This window comes from Mesorhizobium japonicum MAFF 303099 (genome assembly GCF_000009625.1).
Taxonomy (GTDB): Bacteria; Pseudomonadota; Alphaproteobacteria; order Rhizobiales; family Rhizobiaceae; genus Mesorhizobium; species Mesorhizobium japonicum.
In genome coordinates, this window is record NC_002678.2 from 303284 (window position 1) to 321576 (window position 18293).

Genomic DNA, 18293 nt, shown 5'->3' on the forward strand with positions numbered 1-18293 from the left:
CGGAATGGCGATTGCCATCCCGGTGGGGCCGTCACATTCGCATCGTAGACTTCAGGCGGTCGATCATGGTCAAGGCGTTCTGCTTCTTGTCGAGATTGTAGGTGTAGGCCTCAGATATAGCGTCCGGCGCCTCATGCCAAGTCCCGCACCGCGTCTGGGCCTTGATCATGGCGCCAGATCCGGAGCCCGCTCGTGGGCCGTTGCAAAGGCAGGTCGCGATCCGTAGTTTCGCGACGGTGCAAAAGGCAGACCGGCATGGCCACGACCACGCAATATGATCCGCGGCAGTCGCTCGATGCGCGCTTGCGTCAGGCCGGCGCCAGCAAAACCGTTTACGCCCTCGTCACACCCGAGATCGAAACAGTGAAGGCCGAGCTGCTCGGCAACAGCGGGGGAAACGGTCCCGATCCGATCCGCGTCGCCTATCTCGATCAGTTTCGCCATGCCTGGACCGGAAAGCAGAACGCGCTGCACAGGCGGTTCTTCGACACATGGCTCGGCTGGGCCAAGCCGATGGCGCCGCTGGACGCCGCTGACTATCCATTCAGCTATCCGACATCAGGCGCCAGTGAGCCGCTTTTTCATCTGATTGCCGATTACGGCAACCGCGCACGCCTCGAGAGGTTTCCCCCGCGGCTTGTGATCTTTCGCGGCGAATATGAAGGCTACAAGGCCTATGCGGAAGCCTGCGGCATTGCGGTGGCGGAGTACGAACGCCACGCCTGGCGCGATGTCGCCGACACCGTCGATCCCAAGGATTTGCTCTGTCTTAGCCAGCCTTCGGCCATCGACGGCATGGTGTGGCCGCAGGCCAATGCCTTTCTGCGTCGGCTGAGCCTGCGCGCCAACCCGGCCCAGCTCGTCCTCGATTTGACCTATGTCGGGGCGACTGCCGAGCCGCCGGCGGAGACGATCCTCGCCGGCGCGCCTTGCGTGAGCGCCGTGGTGATCAGCCTGTCCAAGCCGTTCGGCGCCTATTACGACCGCATAGGCGGTGTGTTCTGCCGATCGGAGAATCTCGGACTGTTCGGCAATCAGTGGTTCAAGAACCTGACATCGCTGCAATTGGGAATAAGGCTGATGGAGCGCTTCGACGTCTTCGCCATGGCGCGCCGATACACCGGCATTCAAGGCAGCGTCGCTGAGCATGCGGGCCGGGCGCTCGGCCTTGCCTTGACGCCGGCGGACGTCTTCATTCTCGCCCAGGCCACGGCCAGCGCTGAGAACGATCCCGATCTGGCTGCGTATCTGACGCGCGCCCCTGGTGCCGCAGATTCCCGGCCACGCTTGTGCCTGACGCCAGGCATGGCGGAACGGATCGGCATGGCCGGCGCGAATTCCGGGACGTTGTCATGAAGAATTTGCTCCCGCTCGTGACGAGCGATGACATTCATGCCCACTGCCTGGCGCACTGGAAGACGGAAGCATTCCGATCCTCGCATCGCCAGGGCGGTTATATTCACGGCATCGTCGATCAGTATGCCCGCCTGCCCCGTTTCAGCTGCGAGACCACCAATGACCGCCTGGAGCGTGCCCACTTCTGCACCTGGTGGGGGCTGACCATGCGCCGGGATGACTATGCCGCCCCGGCCATCGAAGACCTCTACCTCCTGCACGAAATCTGGCACGCCGCGCATATGCCTTTCATCCCGGGCATCGGATTCGAGGCTTTCCACGGCAAGATGGAGCGCAACGAACTCGAAGCCAGCGTGGCGTCCGAGCTGCTGGTCTATTTCAAGATCGATGGGCTGAGGGAAAGCGCCTTTCCCCATCCCATCTACGCGGACCGGTTTCTCAATGATCCGGCGATGCGGCTGCTGTGGCGCGAGAACGAAGTCGTCGCCACCAACACATTGCTCGAGGCGCGCCGCAACGTCATGTATTCCAAGCCCGAAGGCGACATGGACCTGAGCGAGCGATGGATTCGCAAATTCACCATGCAGAACCGGCAATGGTCGATCGTCTGGGCCGACCGCTACCTCGAGATCGAGGATCATATGCACCGGTTCCAGCAGATAGCGCTCGGCGGCGACAGGAAAGCAGCCTCTGACTTTCACGCCGACTGGATCGAAGCCGAAGCCGCCATGGACATGGTGGACCACGTTCCTTTCCGCGACCAGGCACTGCTATTCGCCACCATCTACTGGGCCAATCGCGCGAAGTATGATTCCGCGCTTGCGGTGCAGCGGGCAACCCAGTCCTAGAAGATGGTCCCAAAAGCAGGCCGCATGAATGGCGATTGCCATCCGAAAGGATATTTACATCACCGACTTCAGCCGGTCGATCATTGTCAGGGCGTGCTGCTTCTTGTCGAGATTGTAGGTGTCGGTCTCGGAGATAGCATCCAGCGCCTCATGCCAGGTATCCGACAGGATTTTGGCCCGCGCGAGATCGCCCGACAGCGCTGCCTGGCTCGCGGCATCCGACAACAAGTCGAGCGCCCGGCGGTTGAAGATATCGAACTGGATCGTCTGGTCGCGGCCGGCAACGGCTTCCGCGAGCCGATAGGCTCCGCCGATGTCGCTCTTTCCCTTGGCCACCAGCGCATCGAGCGTCCCGGCGATCTCCAGCCCGCCATATTGCGTCAACAGGATCGCGTTGCGGGCGCTGCCCCCTGCCCGCTCAACCAGTGCCGCCCGCGCGGCCGGATCGTCCGGCGGTGGCGGTTCGGCGGTCTCCAGAACCGCCAGCAAATCATCGGCGTCAAGCGGTGTCAGGCGTATCACCTGGCAGCGTGAGCGGATCGTCGGCAGCAGGCTGCCCGGCGCATGGACGATGAGAATGAACAGCGTTCGCGCCGGCGGCTCCTCAAGATTCTTCAGCAAGGCATTGGCGGCATTGGCATTCATGTCGTCGGCTGGATCGACGATGACGACCCGGTAGCTGCCGTCATGCGAGGTCATCGACAGGAAGCGGCTGACCCTGCGGATCTCATCGACGGTGACGACCGTCTTGAAGCTCTTGGTCTTGTCGTTCATCGGTCTAGTCAGGTGCAGCACGCCCGGATGCGCCCCGGTCGCGATCTGGCGAAACAGCGGCGAGGCCGGATCGGGATTGGCCAGGCGTTCCGGCGCCTGCTCGAAGGCCGGGTGCTTCAGGAGGTGATGCGCCAGGTGGAAGGCCAGCGTCGCCTTGCCGATGCCGACCGGTCCGGCGAAGATCAGCGCATGCGGCAGCTTTCCAGATCGATAGGCGGCGGCGAGCATCTCGGCCGCCTGCCCGTGCCCGACCAGACGGGGCGTTTCGGACGGTTCGGGCACGCCGTCCAGCGTATCATGCTGTTCCGGCGCGATGCGTTCGAAGATCATACCGGTGCGGCCTGCCTGTTGCGCGCAGGCGCCCTCGCCTCCAGCGCCGCGAAGACGGCCGCGGTGACGACGTCCTCCACCGTATTGGGATCGGCGGAGGCATCGACGACGATGCAGCGTTCCGGTTCGGCCGCGGCGATCGCCAGAAAGGCCGCGCGGCGGGCCTGATGGATGGCCAGAGTCTCCTTTTCGAAGCGGTCGGCGCCGGCGTCGCTGCCGCGCCGCAGCGTCGCGCGCCTGAGGCCCTCGGCCGGATCGATGTCGAAGATCAGCGTCATATCGGGCATCATGCCGTTGATGGCGATCTGTTCCAGCGTGGCCATGAACGCCGGGTCGATCCCGCCGGTGACGCCCTGGTAGACGCGCGAGGAATCCAGGAAACGATCGCAAAGCACGATCGAGCCGCGCTCGACCGCCGGCCGGATAACCTGTTCGACATGGTCGGAACGCGCGGCGGCGAAGAGCAGCGCCTCCATCTTCGGTCCGAATGGCTCGGCGGCGCCTGAGAGAAGCACATGCCTGACCGCTTCGGCGCCCGGCGAGCCGCCCGGTTCGCGCGTCAGCAGGACATCATACTTCTTGGCGTGCATCTTCCGCGCCAGCCGCTCGATCTGCGTCGACTTGCCTGCGCCCTCGCCGCCTTCAAAGGTGATGAAAAATCCGCGCGCCAAACGAAAGGGCCTTTGTCCATGTGGATTGTTGGGCTCTAGATAGTCCGCGTTCGGGAAAACGTCCATGCCGTCGGTGCTATCGCAGCCAGCCGATCGCCAGTTCCTTGACGGCATCGAGCGCGCGCTGCGGCAATGTGCCGACGCCGATCGATTCGGCAGCGAAAAGCGGCGTCTCCTGGCTCAGCGTGTCGCCGATCCAGACGCGCAGCGCACCCACCGGCTGGCCTTCCTCCACGGGCGCCGCAACCGGGCCGGTGTAGACGATCCTGGCCGTCAGCTTGTCGCGGTTGGTGATCGGCAGGAAGATGTCGATCGGCCCTTTTGCCTTCAGCGTCACGCCGGATTTCGCACCGCCAAAAACCTGGGCCTCGCCGACCACCTCGTCCTTGGCGAAGATCTCGGTCTTCTCGAACGAGCGCGCGCCCCAGTCGAGCAGCTTGCGCGCCTCCTCGGCACGCTCCTTGTCGTTGGCCAACCCGTTCATGGCCATGATCACCCGCGTGCCGTTGTGACTGACCGAAGCGACGATGCCGAAGCCGGCCACCTCGCTCGCGCCGACAGCCAGACCGTCGGCGCCGATGTCCATGGCCAGCAGCGGGTTGCGGTTCTTCTGCGAGATCTTGTTCCAGGTGAAATCCTTCAGCCCGTAGTAGCGATAGAAATCCGGATAATCGCGCCACAAATGCAGGGCCAACTGCGCCAGCTCGCGCACCGTTGTCTGCTGGCCGTCGGCCGGCAGGCCGGTCGAATTGACGAAGGTCGATGTTTTCAGCCCGATCTGGCGGGCGCGCTCGGTCATCTGCGCGGCAAAATTGTCCTCGGATCCGGCCATGCCTTCTGCGATGACAATGCAGCCGTCATTGGCCGCCTGCACGGTCACGCCCTGGATCAGGTCCTCAAGCCGGATCGCCGATTTGAGCTTGGCGAACATCGTCGATGTGCCCGATGGCGCCCCGCCCTTGCGCCAGGCGTTTTCACTGACCACGAATGTGTCGTCGAGCTTGAGGCGCCCGGACTTGATGGCGTTGAAAACCACCTCCATGGTCATCAGCTTGGCCATCGAGGCCGGTGGGATCGGCTTGTCGGCGTCTTTCGAGAACAGCACCGTGCCGGTGTCGGCATCGATCATGAAGGCCTGTGTGGCCTTGGTCTCGAAAAGCTGCGCGTGTGCTGGAGCGAGGCAAAGCAGCAGCAAAGCCAGTCCCAGAAGGCCGGCAAATGGCGGAAAGGCGCGCAACTGCATGAAATCTCGACCCGTTTGCCGGTTTTGGCACAGCCAAGCTATCAGGGTTTTTTCCGCCGGATCAACCGCCCGGTCAAAATAGATCAGTTGCGCACAGCCAGCGCATCGGGTGCGCCATGCGACCATGCCGCCTGCAGCAACTCGTCCAGGCCGCCATGGCCATTCGGGTAGAGATTGACCGCATACCAGTCATTGCCGTCGAGGTCGGAACGCTGGATTTCCGTTCGGCCGAAGGGCTGAAGTGCAGACGCCACGCGCTTGGCTTCGGCGGCGTCGTCGAACGTGCCGGCAGCGACATAGTCGGCATTGGACGGCGATGCTTGCGGATTGGATTTTTTCCACGACCGCAAGATGTCGGCGGGCGACATGCCGCTATCGTCCAGCGCGGCAAAGACATCGGCGCGCTGCACGCGTTCATCCGCATAGGACAGCGAGGCCACCGCGAACGGCGACTGCGGCGGCAGGCCGATTTCCGGCCGCTCTGGAACGATCGGTCCGAAATCGGGCAGTGCCAGATCGCCGAAAGCCGGCGCCTGTGCCGACAAAGACGGCTGCGCGGCCTCGCCGGAATTCGTCAGCTGACCAGGGAACGGCACGGCGGCCGCGCCTACCGGCACGCTTGGCGACGGTCCGTTCATGGCCACCATGACGCCGGTTGGCAGGCCGTCCGACGGATCCGGAATCCTGTTGCCTGGATGGTAGGACGCCATCAGATACTGGTCGTCATTGCCATCGAGCGGCGCGCGGCCGACATATTCGACCTTGACCTTCGCGGTGCCGACCTTGTCGTAGTCGAGCATCTGCGCCGCGCGCTCCGAGACGTCGATAATGCGGCCCTCATGATAGGGCCCCCGGTCGTTGACGCGCACGATGACCGAACTGCCGGTTTCGAGGTTGGTGACACGGGCATAGCTCGGCAGCGGCATGGTCGGATGCGCGGCGGTCAGATGCGTCATGTCGTAGACTTCGCCATTGGCGGTCAGCCGGCCATGGAAGGCGTCGCCATACCACGAGGCCAGGCCAACCTTGGCGTAGTGCCGATCTTCCTTGGGATAATACCATTTGCCGCGCACCTGGTAAGGCTTGCCGAGTTGGTCCCGACCGCCTCCGCGCCGCATGAAGTTGACGCGCGGGCTCGCCTTCACGCCATATTCGGTTTCGGCGAAATATTCCTTGGAGCGATGTTTGGGATTGACCATCGCCCTCGGCTCAGGCTGCGACGCGCAAGCCGCCAGCAAGGCAGCCGAAGCAGCCAACAGCGTGAGCGTGGAAGCGCGACGAAGACGCGGGCGCGTCGTAGCCTGCATTGTCCCGAAATCCCCTACAGTCTCAATCAAGAAGCCGTCGTTTGAACAGCAGAGGAGCCAAAGCACTCACTCGACAATGCCAACGACGCCTTGAACCCCGATCCTTTGTGCACAGGAATTGTTTATCACGGTATTAATCGATTGTGGCCGGAACCGGGCAAGATTGTGGCGGCGCCTCTGCTGCGCGGGTTGGTGAAGGAACACGCGCGGCCACGCATGCCGGTTGACAGGCCTTTGCCGGGCACACTAGAGCAGTCGAATGTGATGGACAGTCACTGGAGGGATGGCCGAGCGGTTTAAGGCACCGGTCTTGAAATTCGCTCGCTGATGTACCTCCCCTCCCCGTTCCATGCTGCCAAGTCCTTGTCTGTCAAGGCGTTGCGCCACTTGGGAGTGCCTATCGTGCTAAGCTGTCCCGTCTCATACCGTAGCGTTGCGTTGCAAAAATCGTAGCACGGCGTTCGCGGACTGTTCTCCAGGCCGATTTTCATGATTTTGCTGCGGCAACAGTGTCGACAGTCGCATAAAAGTGTCGGGCTATCGCGGCCACGACTGTCACTTTGAAAACCCCAATTGTACTGCTATAGAAGCTTTGTGGGATTTCGGAGGGCTATAGCTGTGACACCTGACCAAATGTTCGTCTACGAGATAGCGAAGTTGTTCGTAGTGGTGTTTGCAATCGGTTGCGTTACCGCGTCAATTGTAGGCGGAATCGCATTTTATAAGACATCTAAAGGCGCGGGAGCTTCATTTACTAGGTTAATTCGGCGGGCTGGGATTTTGGAGATGGTGACGGTCATTCTAATAGCAGCCGGCACGACCAATTTGAGAGTTTTGGACAAACTTAGCGCCGAAGCGACGGTCGGTATACTTAGCGGAATTGTAGGCTACGTTCTCGGGGGCTTGGCGCGCGGAAAATCATCTTCTCGCGATCAGGAAGAAGAGGAATGACGGAGCGCTACCACGCAGAGCAAGCCGCCGGAGCAAGGAGCTTACCAGCGTGAGAGTCCACCTCTGAGCATTACGATATCAGGGTCTTCTTCCTCTTCCTGTTCCGGCTCTGGCGCCGCCAACAGGTCAATCCTACGTAGATCTGCGCCTCCCATTGGCGCATCCAGGGAGAGCGTCTTGAACGTATCGTATTGCTTGTTGTAGCGGCCGAGGTAGTCCTTCACGCGAGCGCCGACGTTCTGCAGCAGCAGTTCGCCTTCAAGAACGGCCAGGAGCATTGAGTTGATGACGTCGTCACGCATGAAGCGCGGCAGCGCCGAACTGACCGCCCGGCTCACCACACGATAGACTTCGTCGGGGTTGTGACGGATTGCGCTGATGGATCGCGCTTTGAGCTTCCGCCGCTCCTGCCACATCTCGACCTTGTCGCGGTTTTTGGCCCGATACACGCGATCTGTGGCCAGGATCTCGGCTTTGTGTTCGACCGAATAGGTTGCGTAGTACGCGGCTATCTTCTCGCTATTCGCCACGCGATAGGCTTTCCAGCCGGCCTTGACGCGGTCTGGGTGCCTCAGCTTGAACAGCCGCCTATGTTCAGCCGTTTTCTCAGGATTTTCGGCTCGCCGCTTGCGCTGTTTTTCCAAGGAGGCAGGAGAGCGTCCCTTCGCCAGGAGTTCTTCACGGTGCTTGGCGTTGTACCGGCGCCGGTTCTCAATGACTTTCAAAGGGTCGCGAGCCATCCCGGATGACAGCGCCCTCGCTACCACTCGCGCAAGCCAGGGCGTCCGACTTATGCCCGCTGATCCCGCTGTTAGCCCCCAAAATAACGAAAGCCCGCCACCGTGAGGCAGCGGGCTTCATGTGAAAATCCGCTTGATCAGCTTTCGGGGGGCGCAGCGCCCTCATGCCGTTCCAAGGCGTCATGCAGAGGCACATGCATTTCAACAGCCAACGCCATTAGACGGCCTATGGATGCCGTAGAATCGGCGTCCAGAGCGCCGCCGTCCGCACCGTCAGTCACGGCTTTTACAAGGTGCAGAATGGCCAGCAGATCGTAACTGCATGACTCCAATTGGTCGGCAGTCATGTCGCCTTGGTCCACGAAACGGTTCCGGGTCATGATTGCGCCTCCCGTGCCCGCATGGACCTGAGCAGCGCGCGGACCTGATAGTTTTCAAGATCCGCGAACTTGCCACCCGTTACCTTGAGCAGGTAGGCAGCGCGGGCGCGGTTGGCGGCCGGCGACGAGCAACGATAGGTGCATATGGCATCGAGAGCGCGGTGCATCGCATCGCAGGTGGAGTTGTAGGCGCGACGGGTTTTCCCCCAGCCGAAGGCCTTGCGCTTGGCTTGCTCTGCTTTCCACGTCGCATCGAGGGTCGAAAGGTCCACCGCCTCGGCACGGTCCAGTGTTGCCACGGCGTCGTTAGCCAAGGCAGGAGCAATCTGGCGCAGTGCGGCAAGGCTCTGGCGCTTGGCGTTATAGGTGGAGGCAATCGCCTTCACGCAATCATCTAGATATTCCTGTGCCTCGAAGCGGATATAGAGCGATTGAGCGCCGCCGATCGAGAGCGGGATAAGCAGCTCCCTTTCAGGGTGCGCCGCGAAATAGGCCTCTTCCATTTCGCCGTCTGCCACCAGGGCCTTTTCGAATGCGGCTTCTGCGTCGCGGTGCGCCTTGATGAGCGCGCGGACTTCGGAGACATCATCGACGGCGACAGCGGCATGAGCGTTTGGCGCCACCGCGAGAGCGACAATCGCCCCCGAAGACATCATGAGAGCGTGGCGGCGGGTAATCTTGGGCATGCCTTCGGCGGCCGCCCGAACAGAGGTGTTCGGCATGTGGGAAATTCCTTGTTAACTGGTTATGTTTACCAGTTCACCATGAATCAGAATTAGCTTGCCGTCAACAGCAAACTATGAAAAATTACTAGCCAGATAAGAAAGGAACACAGAATGCTCACAACTGGAAACCAGCTTCGGGCCGCCCGCGCCTTGGCTGACATGGATCAGGGAACGCTTGCGAAGCGGGCCGGGATCAACATCAACACAATTAGCGCTATGGAGAAGCGTGGCGGGCATGGTCTAACGAGCGGTCTCGACAAAATCCGCTCTGTTATGAAAGTGCTGGAAGACGAAGGCGTTGAGTTTTTGAATCATGGCCACCCTGGCGTTCGCTTGTCTGGGACGGTTAGACCGAGGCCGCTGCTATTTCGCAGAGACGACGTGCCGGGACGGGGTTGGATCGCCTTTGCTTTCGATTACGCGGGCAAGAGGCACACCGCTTTCCTGCTGTACGACGCGTTGGGCGCGGCAGGGTCTATAACCGAACGTCCAGAGAAACTATTTGATGATCGAGTTCAGCAGATATTGGCAGTTGCCGCCGAACGCGTCGATGGGAACCTGCTGGATAGCGATGGCAAAATGATCATCGGCGAACTGCCGCCGGTTCTGGGCGATGGATAGTTAGTACGCGCTCGCGGGGCGAAGCTTGCGCAAGTTAGAAAATTGCTCCAACTTCGTGCGCTTCAGAGCGAGGAGAATAGTTAGTGGCAAAAGCTATTGTCGATCTTACCGACGTCACAGGTGACTCTGTAATAGTGGTTATCGCTCATATATCGCACATAACGGTCCTCAGCCCTCGCGAGAGTACCATTCACCTTGCTGGTGGAAAGGGTGTTCGCGTGAATGGCACCCTGTACGAACTCGTTGAGAAGATTTGGCCTAAGGCCGTGTCCTAAGCTCCCAAACTACTCTGGCGTTTGTGTGAGTCCCCTGTCGGCCTTTTTATGTACTGTGTCTTGCCTGCTGTCAGCCGGTAATAGGGCGCCAAGCCCGCCTTCGACTTCAGCGACAGCGGGCCCGACGAAAAACACTAGGCCGAACCACCTCCAAACCAGCGGATGAATTCGACCTCCTTCCCGGTCACGTCCCGCACGGACTTCAACAGCACCTCATGCAGGACACGCGTTGCCCTGTAGTGCTCGCAATGCGGCGATATGAAGGGCTTAACGATGCTCCAGTGCAGCGCTTCCGCTGCGACCAGGAAGCGCTCGATTTCAGCCTGCGATAGCTGTTGGGAAGGTTTTGATCTGGCCATGGTAGCGAACTCCATTTGAGGGGGTCGCCGCAACGAGGAATATATTCCTCTTCCCGATCGCGATGGCAAGGGCTATTCGGGTAGGCCGGGATCGTAATGCACAATCGCATCGAGGATCGTTCGATAGAGGCTGTCCACCTCTTCATCGATCTCGCCTCGTTTGATGCCGAGCGACTTGGCGTCGGCGATCAGTTTGTGCGTGAGTTCGTCAACGGAGATGACGTCTGCCTTCGTCGTCTCAGGTATGTTGTTGGCGATCCATTGATCCAGGAAGTTGATTCCGCGCGTGCTCATTGTCGCGATAAGCTCAAAGCTCATATTAGGTTCCGCTACTTGACGATGGCGGCGGCCGCTCCAGAATTATCGCATGGGCCAAGGCATCAAAGTTGGCGATACCGTCGCGATCACTGCAACCGTGCGCAAGCGGGTCACGGACGACCGCGTGAGTGTTCTTATCCTTTCCTACGGTCAGCCGCACTCGATCGTAGACAGCACGCCGCACATAAGCAGCGGGCAAAAAATCGAGCTGACCGGCGAAGTGCTTCGCGTCGACGAAGATACGGTGACGGTAGGCGGCAAGGATCTGGGTATTACGGTAAAACACAGTGCCGTGCGGCTCGTCACCAGCCACGTGGCGCCGAAGCGTAAAACGCCGCTTGTCGACAAGCCGGCGTAGAACGGCGCAAACGCACTTTAGCAACCTTCCGCTTTCAGGGATCGCACCATCCGAACAACAACCGGGTCATAGGGGATTTTTTCCGATCTGCTGTAATTAATGGTGAAGAGTGCGGCACGGTCGTTGCAGATCGCGATAGCGCGGACATATCGAATCTGGCCATCCTTAATGCCCGAGTAACTTGCCCACCTCGGGGTGAAGCGCCGATACGTCAGCTTCCAACCAAGTTTTTCGTCCTCGATCATGCGGTGCTCGATCTCGGCCGGAAAACTGGCGTCCCCGAGGCTGGCACCCCACACAGCAAGGAAGGCATTGTTTTCCCCTTGAAAAGCCGCGCCTTGGTCCGAACGATGTGCCAGGACAAAACCCGGCGGGACGTCGAATGTGAAGCCGAACTGCCTGACGCCGAACTGCTGCCACGCCTGGGCCTGAAGAAGCGTGCTGCAAAATAGGACCGGAACTAGGCTCAGCAGAAAACGTACCATGACGGGAAAAGGGTAGCCCCGCGATTCCGTTCCATCAGCAACAAATGATATTTCTGAGAAGCCACTTGATTTCGGACCATAAGGCGCGCGTTTCCCCTCGCCGCTGTCCTACACCGGGGGGTGTCTGGCACGCCTCTGGCGGCTCGCTGTTGCCCGCAGGGGAGCTATTGCGAACGCTCGACCGCAAATGTTGGCCCGTCGTCGCCCTGGCCAGCCTGAAGGAAGTCTACGACGGTTGACATAAGCCGCTCGGCGACGACCCGATTCATGACCAGTTCAATATCGCCCCTGTCGGTCTGCAGCTTGAGCAATCCGAGCAGTCGATCAGCGGACAGAAGGGTTGTCTCAGCGGCGAGCAGTTTGGTGAAGGGCGTTTTGCTGGGCTTACGCATCACATCGGTATAGCGCGCCGATTGGAGACTCACCAGCGCGCGATCATGCTGGCCCGCTGTCCTGGACCGCCGAAGCCTCCGCCGTTGCTGCCGCTATCTTTACAAATCCGTATGTCGCCGAATCGACCCCAAGCCGGTTAGAAGTCCTCCGACAGCGAACGTCCCTGCTGCCCGGCGGGACTTACTGTTCCGCTAACGGCCCGCTGCCGCCCCCAAGATCCGCCCCGGCAGCGGGCCTAGCTGGCTAGTCAGCCAAGCCAGGATCATGATGGACGATCGCGTCCAGGATCGCCTCGTACACGCTGCCGGTGTCTTCCTCGATCTCGGTGCTGCTCATACCTTTGGCCTTGGCGTCCGCGAAAAACTTCTCGGTGAGGTCCGCAACCGAGATGATATCTGCGCCAGCCGTTTTAGGGACGAGTTTTGAAATCCACTTGTGAAGGAAGTCGGTGCCGCGTGTGCTCATTACCCAAACCAATTGAACGTAAGGGTCACCATCACCACCGCGACCAGGATGGAAACCGGGACCGCCACGAACAGCCCGGCTTCCAAAATCCGTGTTTCTTTGTCTCTGAACATTAGGCGCACCTTATGAATTCTTCGTTTGAACCCTAAAGCTGCGAACCCTTGATTCGGTTCCGCTCCCGATTTTGGCCCTCGTAGTCAGGGATGCATGTGAAGAACACCGGTCGCCTATCGCGGCCGGCAGCCTTGCAGTGCGAGCAGACGAACAGTCCGACCAAATCCTCATGCATTGAGCCATGGCCTGGCCCAAGGCGGCCTATGAGCGCTTGTATGTCGAGTTCAGTTGATCTGCAGCACATGGGATGGCTGCAGTTGACATGAACGCTTTCGCGAGCGGCCAGAGTATCAGCGAGGGTCTTGAGAGGCATGGCGATCTACGTTTAAGGGTTCGCCGCAACCGGAGGATTATACGGAAATGAAAAAAGCCCGCCGGCCGGAGCCAGCGGACGAAGGTGGTTGGTCTCAGACTGGCCAAGCCAAGAAATTCATCATATGCACATGAAGCGGCGCGGCGCTCCTACATAAGATAAGACGGCTTTAACAAGGTCCGTGCCGGCCACGGCGATGTCAAACACGAATTCGTGACCGCAATGAAAACAATATCGGATCGCTACAGACCAGGAGATAGCATAGCATCGATCAATCTAAAGCGAGGAGAGACAAACAAAATGGCGGAGAGCATTACTACTGCGTGGCAAAATGACGTAAGACTTACTGGATGGCGCACTGCCGATCGCGTCCAATGGGAAGTGAAGAGAAGTGACCAAAATTTTCGAGTTCCTGCCCTCTGGTTAGAATATTTAACGTGGGATTTTTCGCTTTGGCGGGCGTCTTGGATAAACAAAGACAGCACATTTTGGCACGACCCAGCGGATACGTCCAAGAAAGGTCACCAAGACAAGTATTTAAATTTCACTCACGACCGGATCAGATTTCAGTGTAATTGGGACATTAAAGCTGATGGGTTTGTAATTACTGAACACGGCAGCATTCCAGAGCTCCAAAAGGACCATTATCCCAAGCGCCCGCTGGAATGGGACGAGCCGTATGCCGGCGGCCACGTATCCCTGCACAAGCGATAATCAAGCCCGATAGCTCCTAGCCTGTATCGCCCGCGAGACGGAACGCGGGCCGTGGACGAGCGTGAAATCCAATTGTACGGTCTACGGCAATGCAAGTGGGGCCAGCCGGGAAGGCACGGCGTCGAGACGGTTCATGTACCGCAACTCGGCATCACCGAATGAGCGGGTTCGATTCCCGCCCTTGCAGGGTCATCACTCTTCTGCCCTTGGCTTGAACTTCCTCACGATCATCTCGAACAGGATATCCGAGATCCACATTGCGCTCACACCAATGAGGAAAGCCGCTGCCAATGTCGTCGTGTCGTCGGCGGGATCGGGAAGCGGCACGCCGGTCGCGCGGAAGTAGGCAACCACGGGAAGCGTGAGATACGCGGCCGCCAGCGCGCCGCAGACGGGCGATGCTACCATTTCGCGCAACTTGTACCGGTGCCGCGACAGAGCCCGTAGAATGCCACCGGAGAGGCCGGCGACGACCACGGGCGCCTTGATGCCGAGAAGGTCGAAGAAATCATGCATCACGGTTTCCACCCACACCATTTCGCGCCCTGCGCGTTGAACGTGTTCATCTCGTCGAGCTCGGCGCGCGTCATGACGTTGATGACCACGAGAGATGGCCGGCGCGGCTGATTGTGGTCGCACCAGATTTTGCGTGGGTTGTTGACCGGCGCCGTGGTGACGCACGCCGCCAGGAGCAGCAGCGCCGGGAGGTTCAAGACTTTGCCCATTTGGTCGCCTCCGCTTTCGCCTGGGCATTGGTCATGCCGGCGGCCTGCTTTTCAGCGGCGGTCGCCTCGCGGTCCATTTCGAGTTGATCCTGAGCTGCGGCAAGGTCTCGGGCGGCTGTGGCGGCCTTGTCCTTTTTTGCACGGTTGATGCCGCCGGCCACATAGAGGCCACCGACCACCGCGGCGAAAAGGGTCATGATGACCTTGTTGCCGACAAGAGCGCCGAGGATGGAAACGATGAGAGCGCCCATTTCACGGCGCCTTGCCGATGTTGGGATCATTCCGCTTGCGCGCGTATTCGGTGAGAACACCAACCGCCAGCATGTAGACCGGCAACCATTTCGTGGGGACGTAGGTTTGAAAAAGGCTTGGATCGAGCGACAGGAACGTCGCCACCACGACGCCTACGAACACCTGCAATCGGGCGAGAAAGATTGTCTCGCTGTGTAAAAAGAAATCTTTGATCTTGGACCACATGAGGGTTTTCTTTCATTGGCAAGGCTTGCCGCCGGGTGCGGATGGACTCTCACAACCAGTCATGCTTGGATGCCTGCGGGTTTAAGGGAGGGGAATGTGGCACTTTACAAAGACAGCGCTCATGTAGCGCATAGCAACGACGATGCGTTTGATAAGGAGCATGCCGTGGGATCGAAGCCACCATACTCTGGAATCTATCGCTGTCCTGGGTGTGGTAGAGAAGTCGTAGCTGAGGAAGCAAGAACGCTACCGCCGCAAAACCATCATCAGCATACTGCCTCACAGGGCGATGTCAGATGGAAGCTTCATGTCTATGCTCAGCATAAGCCTAGCTGAGTTTCCCCACGTATTGCTTGGTGACAACGTGGTTTCTGACGCCCAATGCTGCCGCCAAAAGCCAAAGGAAATAGGCTCTTTTACAGGTTCGTATCATGATTGTTTCTTTCTGGATTACCGGCGGGACCGGTCGGCGCGGATTTCAAAACAGGTTGGAAACGAACCTGGTGATCTCGTGCCACCAAGAGATCACGGCGACATAGATCAGCGCGCCGATGCCGGCGGCGGCCGCGACCTTGCCCGAGCCCATCGACCGGGCTGGCGCTGCGGGCTGCTGAGAGGGTCCGCCGATTGGCGGGGTCTGCGGAGGCTTGGGAGCCGCGAGCGCGGCGGTGATGGCCGCAAGCGTGATTTCACCCGCATAGCCGTCTGCTGTAAGCCCGTGGTCACGCTGGAACGCCAGTACGGCCGCTTCCGTGCCGTAGCCGAAAACATCGTCCAGCTTGCCCTTGTAGTAGCCTAGCGCAGCCAGGTTGCTGACCAGTGCCGCGACCGACGGGCCGCGCTCGCCACGGGTCAGCACGCTATCGAGCATGGCGGTATCGACCGGATCGTCCGTTGCCGCCTGGATCTTGCCAACGCCCGCATAGATCCCGCTTTCGATCAGGGCCGCCTCTTCCCGGCGACGGCGCACCAGGCCGGCCAGCGTCTTGCCCTTCGCCGTGGTGCCGGTTGAGCGAAGGACCGCCGCGCAAGCCGAATAGTCGCCGCGCTTGGCGAATGCCGCCCACTTCCACCCGAGCGAGCCCGTGCCGAGATTGTAGACCGGCGACGCCATGCCGTCGAAAACGTTCTGCGGCACCTCGTGGCCAAGGAAGGCGTTGACCGCCTTGCCGTACTCGTTCGCAAAGCAATAGATCAGCGCCTTTTCGGCTTCGTTGCGGGTCATGGTCGCGCCTATGCCGAACGTCATGCCGGGCTTGTTGTCAGCCCACCATTGACGAAAGGCGGCAGAGCCCCAGGTGAAGCCGATCCCGATCGTACCGACGCCGACGGAATCGAGATAGAATTTCAGTTCGACGCCTTCTTCGACGCGCACGAATGCGGCGCCTGCTGGTGACAGGTCCATGGTCTTTCCTTCGGTGAAGTTGAGGTCGAGCGCTTACGGCGCGAGGATGACGGCAGGGTCCAGCCCGAGAGCCTGCACAAGGGCGACAGCATCGGGATCGTCACAATAGACTTCCGGATGATCCGGCGCGAACCAGCGGGCGAAATAGACAGGGTTTGCGGTCAGGGCGACATAGGCGGCGGGCATCTTGCCGGCAGCGATGATGCGGGCCTGAACAACGGATTTCCGAACCATGGGACGGGCCGGAACGGTGGTCTTCGGGTCATACGACGCGGCAATAGGGGATGCCGAAGCGAATATCTCGCGGCCCAGCTCCTCACTGTCATCTGGTGACGCCGTGAAGGGTATCCACCCGTATTCGGGGTGGTTGATTTCCAGGTCGACAGTGCCGAACTGATTAAAAGCTGCGTTGCGGTACTCCATCACGAAATCCTCAAGAAAACTGTAGCGCCAGCGGAGGTGTTGAAACCGGCGCTGGTGGTGTTACCCATGGCCCGCCAAGTGCCGGACGGCGCGGTCGCCCCCGACCCGACGAAACCGCCAGCATGGGTGAAGCGAAGATTGCTGCCAGCGACAGTGTTGCCAGGGCTTAGGTCCGCTGCGGGGTTGGCACCCAAAAGGGCTGAGGTTCCGACAGCACCCACCGCCAAGCCGGCAAGGGTTGAGGCGAAGTTCGCTGTCTGGAAATAGCGCGGGTCGAGCAGGGTCGTGTAGTTGCCCATGTGGACGATTTCATAGGCGTTCGCGCCCATGGAAAAGCCGCCGACCTTCCACTTGTTATCCGTATCGATGCCGAAATTCGCGGCAAAGGAGCCCGGTCGGTCGAGAGTGATAAAGGCCGCGTTACCCGCCCCGGCAAGCGCGTGGCCGTAGAACAGGGTCGCCGTCGCCGCTGGGCCCGCCAAAACGCCAATGGCCTGCCCGGTGCTGTTGTTTGCCGCCAGACCAGCATTGAACGTTTGCGACGAGGTGAAGGTGCTCGAAATCGGCTGGCCGTCCGCCGTCTCGTAGGAAACGCAGCGCCAATTGCCGCCGCCAAGCGAGCGGAAGGTGCCGACATCGCCAACAGCCGTGACGATGTCGGCGGCGCCTGGCAAAATCATGGACGTAGCATTGTAGGTCAGCGGAAGGACGCCCGCGAAGGTCAGAACGCGCTCGACGCCGGCCGCTGCCGTGCCAAAGCTGTTGATCCTAGCCACCCCGGTTATCGTGACCGCGACCCCGGTCGCACTGGCCAGATTGACGGTCGATGCCGAGGCGATATTCGCGCCAGCGGTGTTCAGATTGTCGTTGCCGCCGATGGCGGTATTCGCCCCGGTGCCGCCTGCGGTAATCGGTCGGGCAGCATTCAGGTCCGATAGCAAATCCGCAAACCGGGCATTGTATTTGCTGCTGTCGATCGGCGTTGCCGTGACGGCATTGCCGTTCGGCGGCCACGACATAACTCCAGAGCCGTCACGGGGCATTGGCATTCTCCATCAAAATAGAAGATCGGCGAACTAGTCAGCCTTTTACCGGCAGCGCTTTTCGCTTATGTGTGACGCTGTGACACTAGTTCAGCTCTATCCGCCAATCGCAGCCGCTCTCATCGTCGGCTTCCTGTGGGCAGTTGTGGAATATCGTCTCTACAAGCGCGATTTGCCGGCCGGGCCAAACAATGAAAGCGTGCTTCAAGCCTTGTGGCTGGTCTTGCCGACCGCCGCGACGGGTTGCTATTTCTGGTGGGTCGGGATCGACACCAACAGCACGTCTTATGTGCACATTTTTTTCTGCACTCTCGCCGGCTTGGGATTCGCAACAATCGCTATATTTGGGGTGAAACTCATTTTCTACGACCGCACCACCTTTAAGCAGAAGTCGACGGGCTACATCCTCTTCGTGAGCCTGCTGTTTGTGCTGGGCATTATCGTTGGACCGGCCTTCATTCAAGTTCGCTGAAACGGAAG

26 protein-coding genes, 1 tRNA gene and 1 pseudogene are annotated in these 18293 nt (G+C 60.0%); 8 read left to right on the top strand and 20 right to left on the bottom strand.

Translation table 11 applies throughout. From position 1 onward, the window contains the following. Window positions 1-31: 31 nt before the first annotated feature. Window positions 32-154 (bottom strand): annotated as a pseudogene (locus MAFF_RS41390) (DNA polymerase III subunit delta'); the annotation flags it as partial. A gap of 101 nt (window positions 155-255) precedes the next feature. On the opposite strand from MAFF_RS41390, the gene MAFF_RS02720 reads away from it, so the two are divergent. Then, on the top strand, window positions 256-1356 hold the full coding sequence (locus MAFF_RS02720; protein ID WP_044547568.1) for an aminotransferase class I/II-fold pyridoxal phosphate-dependent enzyme: 1101 nt from the start codon (window positions 256-258) through the stop codon (window positions 1354-1356). Then, entirely contained in the window at window positions 1353-2204 is an 852-nt protein-coding gene (locus MAFF_RS02725; protein WP_044547570.1) for a hypothetical protein, read from the top strand. Before MAFF_RS02720 ends, MAFF_RS02725 begins: the two co-directional genes overlap by 4 nt. Before the next feature lie 54 nt (window positions 2205-2258). Here MAFF_RS02725 and MAFF_RS02730 read toward each other — a convergent pair whose 3' ends face one another. The 4 genes from MAFF_RS02730 to MAFF_RS02745 all read right to left on the bottom strand — a co-directional run bounded on the left by MAFF_RS02730 (window position 2259) and on the right by MAFF_RS02745 (window position 6529). Continuing rightward, window positions 2259-3308, bottom strand: coding sequence for a DNA polymerase III subunit delta' (locus tag MAFF_RS02730; protein ID WP_010909364.1), 1050 nt, complete (start codon window positions 3306-3308; stop codon window positions 2259-2261). Continuing rightward, on the bottom strand, window positions 3305-3979 hold the full coding sequence (gene tmk, locus MAFF_RS02735; protein WP_010909365.1) for a dTMP kinase: 675 nt from the start codon (window positions 3977-3979) through the stop codon (window positions 3305-3307). The genes MAFF_RS02730 and tmk overlap by 4 nt, the downstream gene beginning before the upstream one ends. 76 nt (window positions 3980-4055) lie before the next feature. After that, on the bottom strand, window positions 4056-5222 hold the full coding sequence (locus MAFF_RS02740) for a D-alanyl-D-alanine carboxypeptidase family protein (protein WP_010909366.1): 1167 nt from the start codon (window positions 5220-5222) through the stop codon (window positions 4056-4058). An 83-nt stretch (window positions 5223-5305) separates the two neighbouring features. Further along, window positions 5306-6529 (bottom strand): septal ring lytic transglycosylase RlpA family protein, encoded by a 1224-nt coding sequence (locus tag MAFF_RS02745; protein ID WP_010909367.1) that lies wholly within the window; start codon window positions 6527-6529, stop codon window positions 5306-5308. Window positions 6530-7162: 633 nt separating this feature from the next. Here MAFF_RS02745 and MAFF_RS02750 point away from each other — a divergent pair. Beyond that, window positions 7163-7480, top strand: a complete 318-nt coding sequence (locus tag MAFF_RS02750; RefSeq protein WP_044547571.1) for a hypothetical protein — start codon at window positions 7163-7165, stop codon at window positions 7478-7480. Between the two features lie 41 nt (window positions 7481-7521). Here MAFF_RS02750 and MAFF_RS02755 read toward each other — a convergent pair whose 3' ends face one another. From MAFF_RS02755 to MAFF_RS02765, 3 genes are all read right to left on the bottom strand, one after another. After that, the gene (locus MAFF_RS02755; RefSeq protein WP_044547573.1) at window positions 7522-8220 is read right to left on the bottom strand and encodes a hypothetical protein; all 699 of its coding nucleotides are present in this window, start codon (window positions 8218-8220) and stop codon (window positions 7522-7524) included. 137 nt (window positions 8221-8357) lie between these two features. Further along, on the bottom strand, window positions 8358-8600 hold the full coding sequence (locus MAFF_RS02760; protein WP_044547575.1) for a hypothetical protein: 243 nt from the start codon (window positions 8598-8600) through the stop codon (window positions 8358-8360). Further along, window positions 8597-9322: a hypothetical protein gene (locus MAFF_RS02765; RefSeq protein ID WP_010909369.1), complete on the bottom strand. Its 726-nt coding sequence runs from the start codon at window positions 9320-9322 to the stop codon at window positions 8597-8599. The genes MAFF_RS02760 and MAFF_RS02765 overlap by 4 nt, the downstream gene beginning before the upstream one ends. Before the next feature lie 114 nt (window positions 9323-9436). On the opposite strand from MAFF_RS02765, the gene MAFF_RS41280 reads away from it, so the two are divergent. After that, entirely contained in the window at window positions 9437-9946 is a 510-nt protein-coding gene (locus tag MAFF_RS41280) for a helix-turn-helix transcriptional regulator (protein ID WP_341872717.1), read from the top strand. Between the two features lie 409 nt (window positions 9947-10355). Here MAFF_RS41280 and MAFF_RS02775 read toward each other — a convergent pair whose 3' ends face one another. Together MAFF_RS02775 and MAFF_RS02780 are read right to left on the bottom strand one after the other, a co-directional pair. After that, a complete protein-coding gene (locus MAFF_RS02775) occupies window positions 10356-10580 on the bottom strand; it encodes a hypothetical protein (RefSeq protein WP_044550400.1) in 225 nt (74 codons plus the stop codon). 72 nt (window positions 10581-10652) lie between these two features. Then, window positions 10653-10874 carry a DUF768 domain-containing protein gene (locus MAFF_RS02780; protein WP_044550404.1) on the bottom strand — a complete coding sequence of 74 codons (222 nt, stop codon included), beginning with the start codon at window positions 10872-10874 and terminating at the stop codon, window positions 10653-10655. Window positions 10875-10947: 73 nt separating this feature from the next. Between MAFF_RS02780 and MAFF_RS02785 the strand changes: the two genes are divergently transcribed. After that, window positions 10948-11256 (top strand): hypothetical protein, encoded by a 309-nt coding sequence (locus tag MAFF_RS02785; RefSeq protein ID WP_010909372.1) that lies wholly within the window; start codon window positions 10948-10950, stop codon window positions 11254-11256. 17 nt (window positions 11257-11273) lie between these two features. Here MAFF_RS02785 and MAFF_RS02790 read toward each other — a convergent pair whose 3' ends face one another. The 3 genes from MAFF_RS02790 to MAFF_RS02800 form a co-directional block, all read right to left on the bottom strand. Beyond that, window positions 11274-11741 carry a hypothetical protein gene (locus MAFF_RS02790; protein WP_010909373.1) on the bottom strand — a complete coding sequence of 156 codons (468 nt, stop codon included), beginning with the start codon at window positions 11739-11741 and terminating at the stop codon, window positions 11274-11276. Window positions 11742-11905: 164 nt separating this feature from the next. Next, the gene (locus MAFF_RS02795; RefSeq protein ID WP_010909374.1) at window positions 11906-12166 is read right to left on the bottom strand and encodes a hypothetical protein; all 261 of its coding nucleotides are present in this window, start codon (window positions 12164-12166) and stop codon (window positions 11906-11908) included. A 211-nt stretch (window positions 12167-12377) separates the two neighbouring features. Beyond that, complete coding sequence (locus MAFF_RS02800; protein WP_010909375.1) at window positions 12378-12599, bottom strand: DUF768 domain-containing protein; 222 nt, start codon at window positions 12597-12599, stop codon at window positions 12378-12380. Between the two features lie 727 nt (window positions 12600-13326). Between MAFF_RS02800 and MAFF_RS38940 the strand changes: the two genes are divergently transcribed. Both MAFF_RS38940 and MAFF_RS38945 read left to right on the top strand, forming a co-directional pair. After that, entirely contained in the window at window positions 13327-13740 is a 414-nt protein-coding gene (locus MAFF_RS38940; RefSeq protein WP_157865882.1) for a DUF4751 family protein, read from the top strand. A 90-nt stretch (window positions 13741-13830) separates the two neighbouring features. After that, a tRNA-OTHER gene (locus MAFF_RS38945) sits at window positions 13831-13927 on the top strand. A 5-nt stretch (window positions 13928-13932) separates the two neighbouring features. Here the strand turns inward: MAFF_RS38945 and MAFF_RS02805 are convergent. The 7 genes from MAFF_RS02805 to MAFF_RS36540 all read right to left on the bottom strand — a co-directional run bounded on the left by MAFF_RS02805 (window position 13933) and on the right by MAFF_RS36540 (window position 17813). After that, entirely contained in the window at window positions 13933-14256 is a 324-nt protein-coding gene (locus tag MAFF_RS02805; RefSeq protein WP_044547578.1) for a hypothetical protein, read from the bottom strand. Continuing rightward, window positions 14256-14465 (bottom strand): hypothetical protein, encoded by a 210-nt coding sequence (locus tag MAFF_RS02810; RefSeq protein ID WP_010909377.1) that lies wholly within the window; start codon window positions 14463-14465, stop codon window positions 14256-14258. Before MAFF_RS02810 ends, MAFF_RS02805 begins: the two co-directional genes overlap by 1 nt. Beyond that, window positions 14450-14716 (bottom strand): hypothetical protein, encoded by a 267-nt coding sequence (locus MAFF_RS02815; protein WP_044547579.1) that lies wholly within the window; start codon window positions 14714-14716, stop codon window positions 14450-14452. The genes MAFF_RS02810 and MAFF_RS02815 overlap by 16 nt, the downstream gene beginning before the upstream one ends. Before the next feature lies 1 nt (window position 14717). Beyond that, on the bottom strand, window positions 14718-14942 hold the full coding sequence (locus MAFF_RS02820) for a hypothetical protein (RefSeq protein ID WP_010909379.1): 225 nt from the start codon (window positions 14940-14942) through the stop codon (window positions 14718-14720). Window positions 14943-15420: 478 nt separating this feature from the next. Beyond that, a complete protein-coding gene (locus MAFF_RS02825; RefSeq protein ID WP_010909380.1) occupies window positions 15421-16347 on the bottom strand; it encodes a glycoside hydrolase family protein in 927 nt (308 codons plus the stop codon). A gap of 33 nt (window positions 16348-16380) precedes the next feature. Beyond that, window positions 16381-16770: a hypothetical protein gene (locus MAFF_RS02830; protein ID WP_044547581.1), complete on the bottom strand. Its 390-nt coding sequence runs from the start codon at window positions 16768-16770 to the stop codon at window positions 16381-16383. Then, window positions 16770-17813 carry a hypothetical protein gene (locus MAFF_RS36540; protein ID WP_157865884.1) on the bottom strand — a complete coding sequence of 348 codons (1044 nt, stop codon included), beginning with the start codon at window positions 17811-17813 and terminating at the stop codon, window positions 16770-16772. Before MAFF_RS36540 ends, MAFF_RS02830 begins: the two co-directional genes overlap by 1 nt. A 79-nt stretch (window positions 17814-17892) precedes the next feature. On the opposite strand from MAFF_RS36540, the gene MAFF_RS02840 reads away from it, so the two are divergent. Next, window positions 17893-18285, top strand: a complete 393-nt coding sequence (locus MAFF_RS02840) for a hypothetical protein (RefSeq protein ID WP_157865886.1) — start codon at window positions 17893-17895, stop codon at window positions 18283-18285. Window positions 18286-18293: the final 8 nt, after the last annotated feature.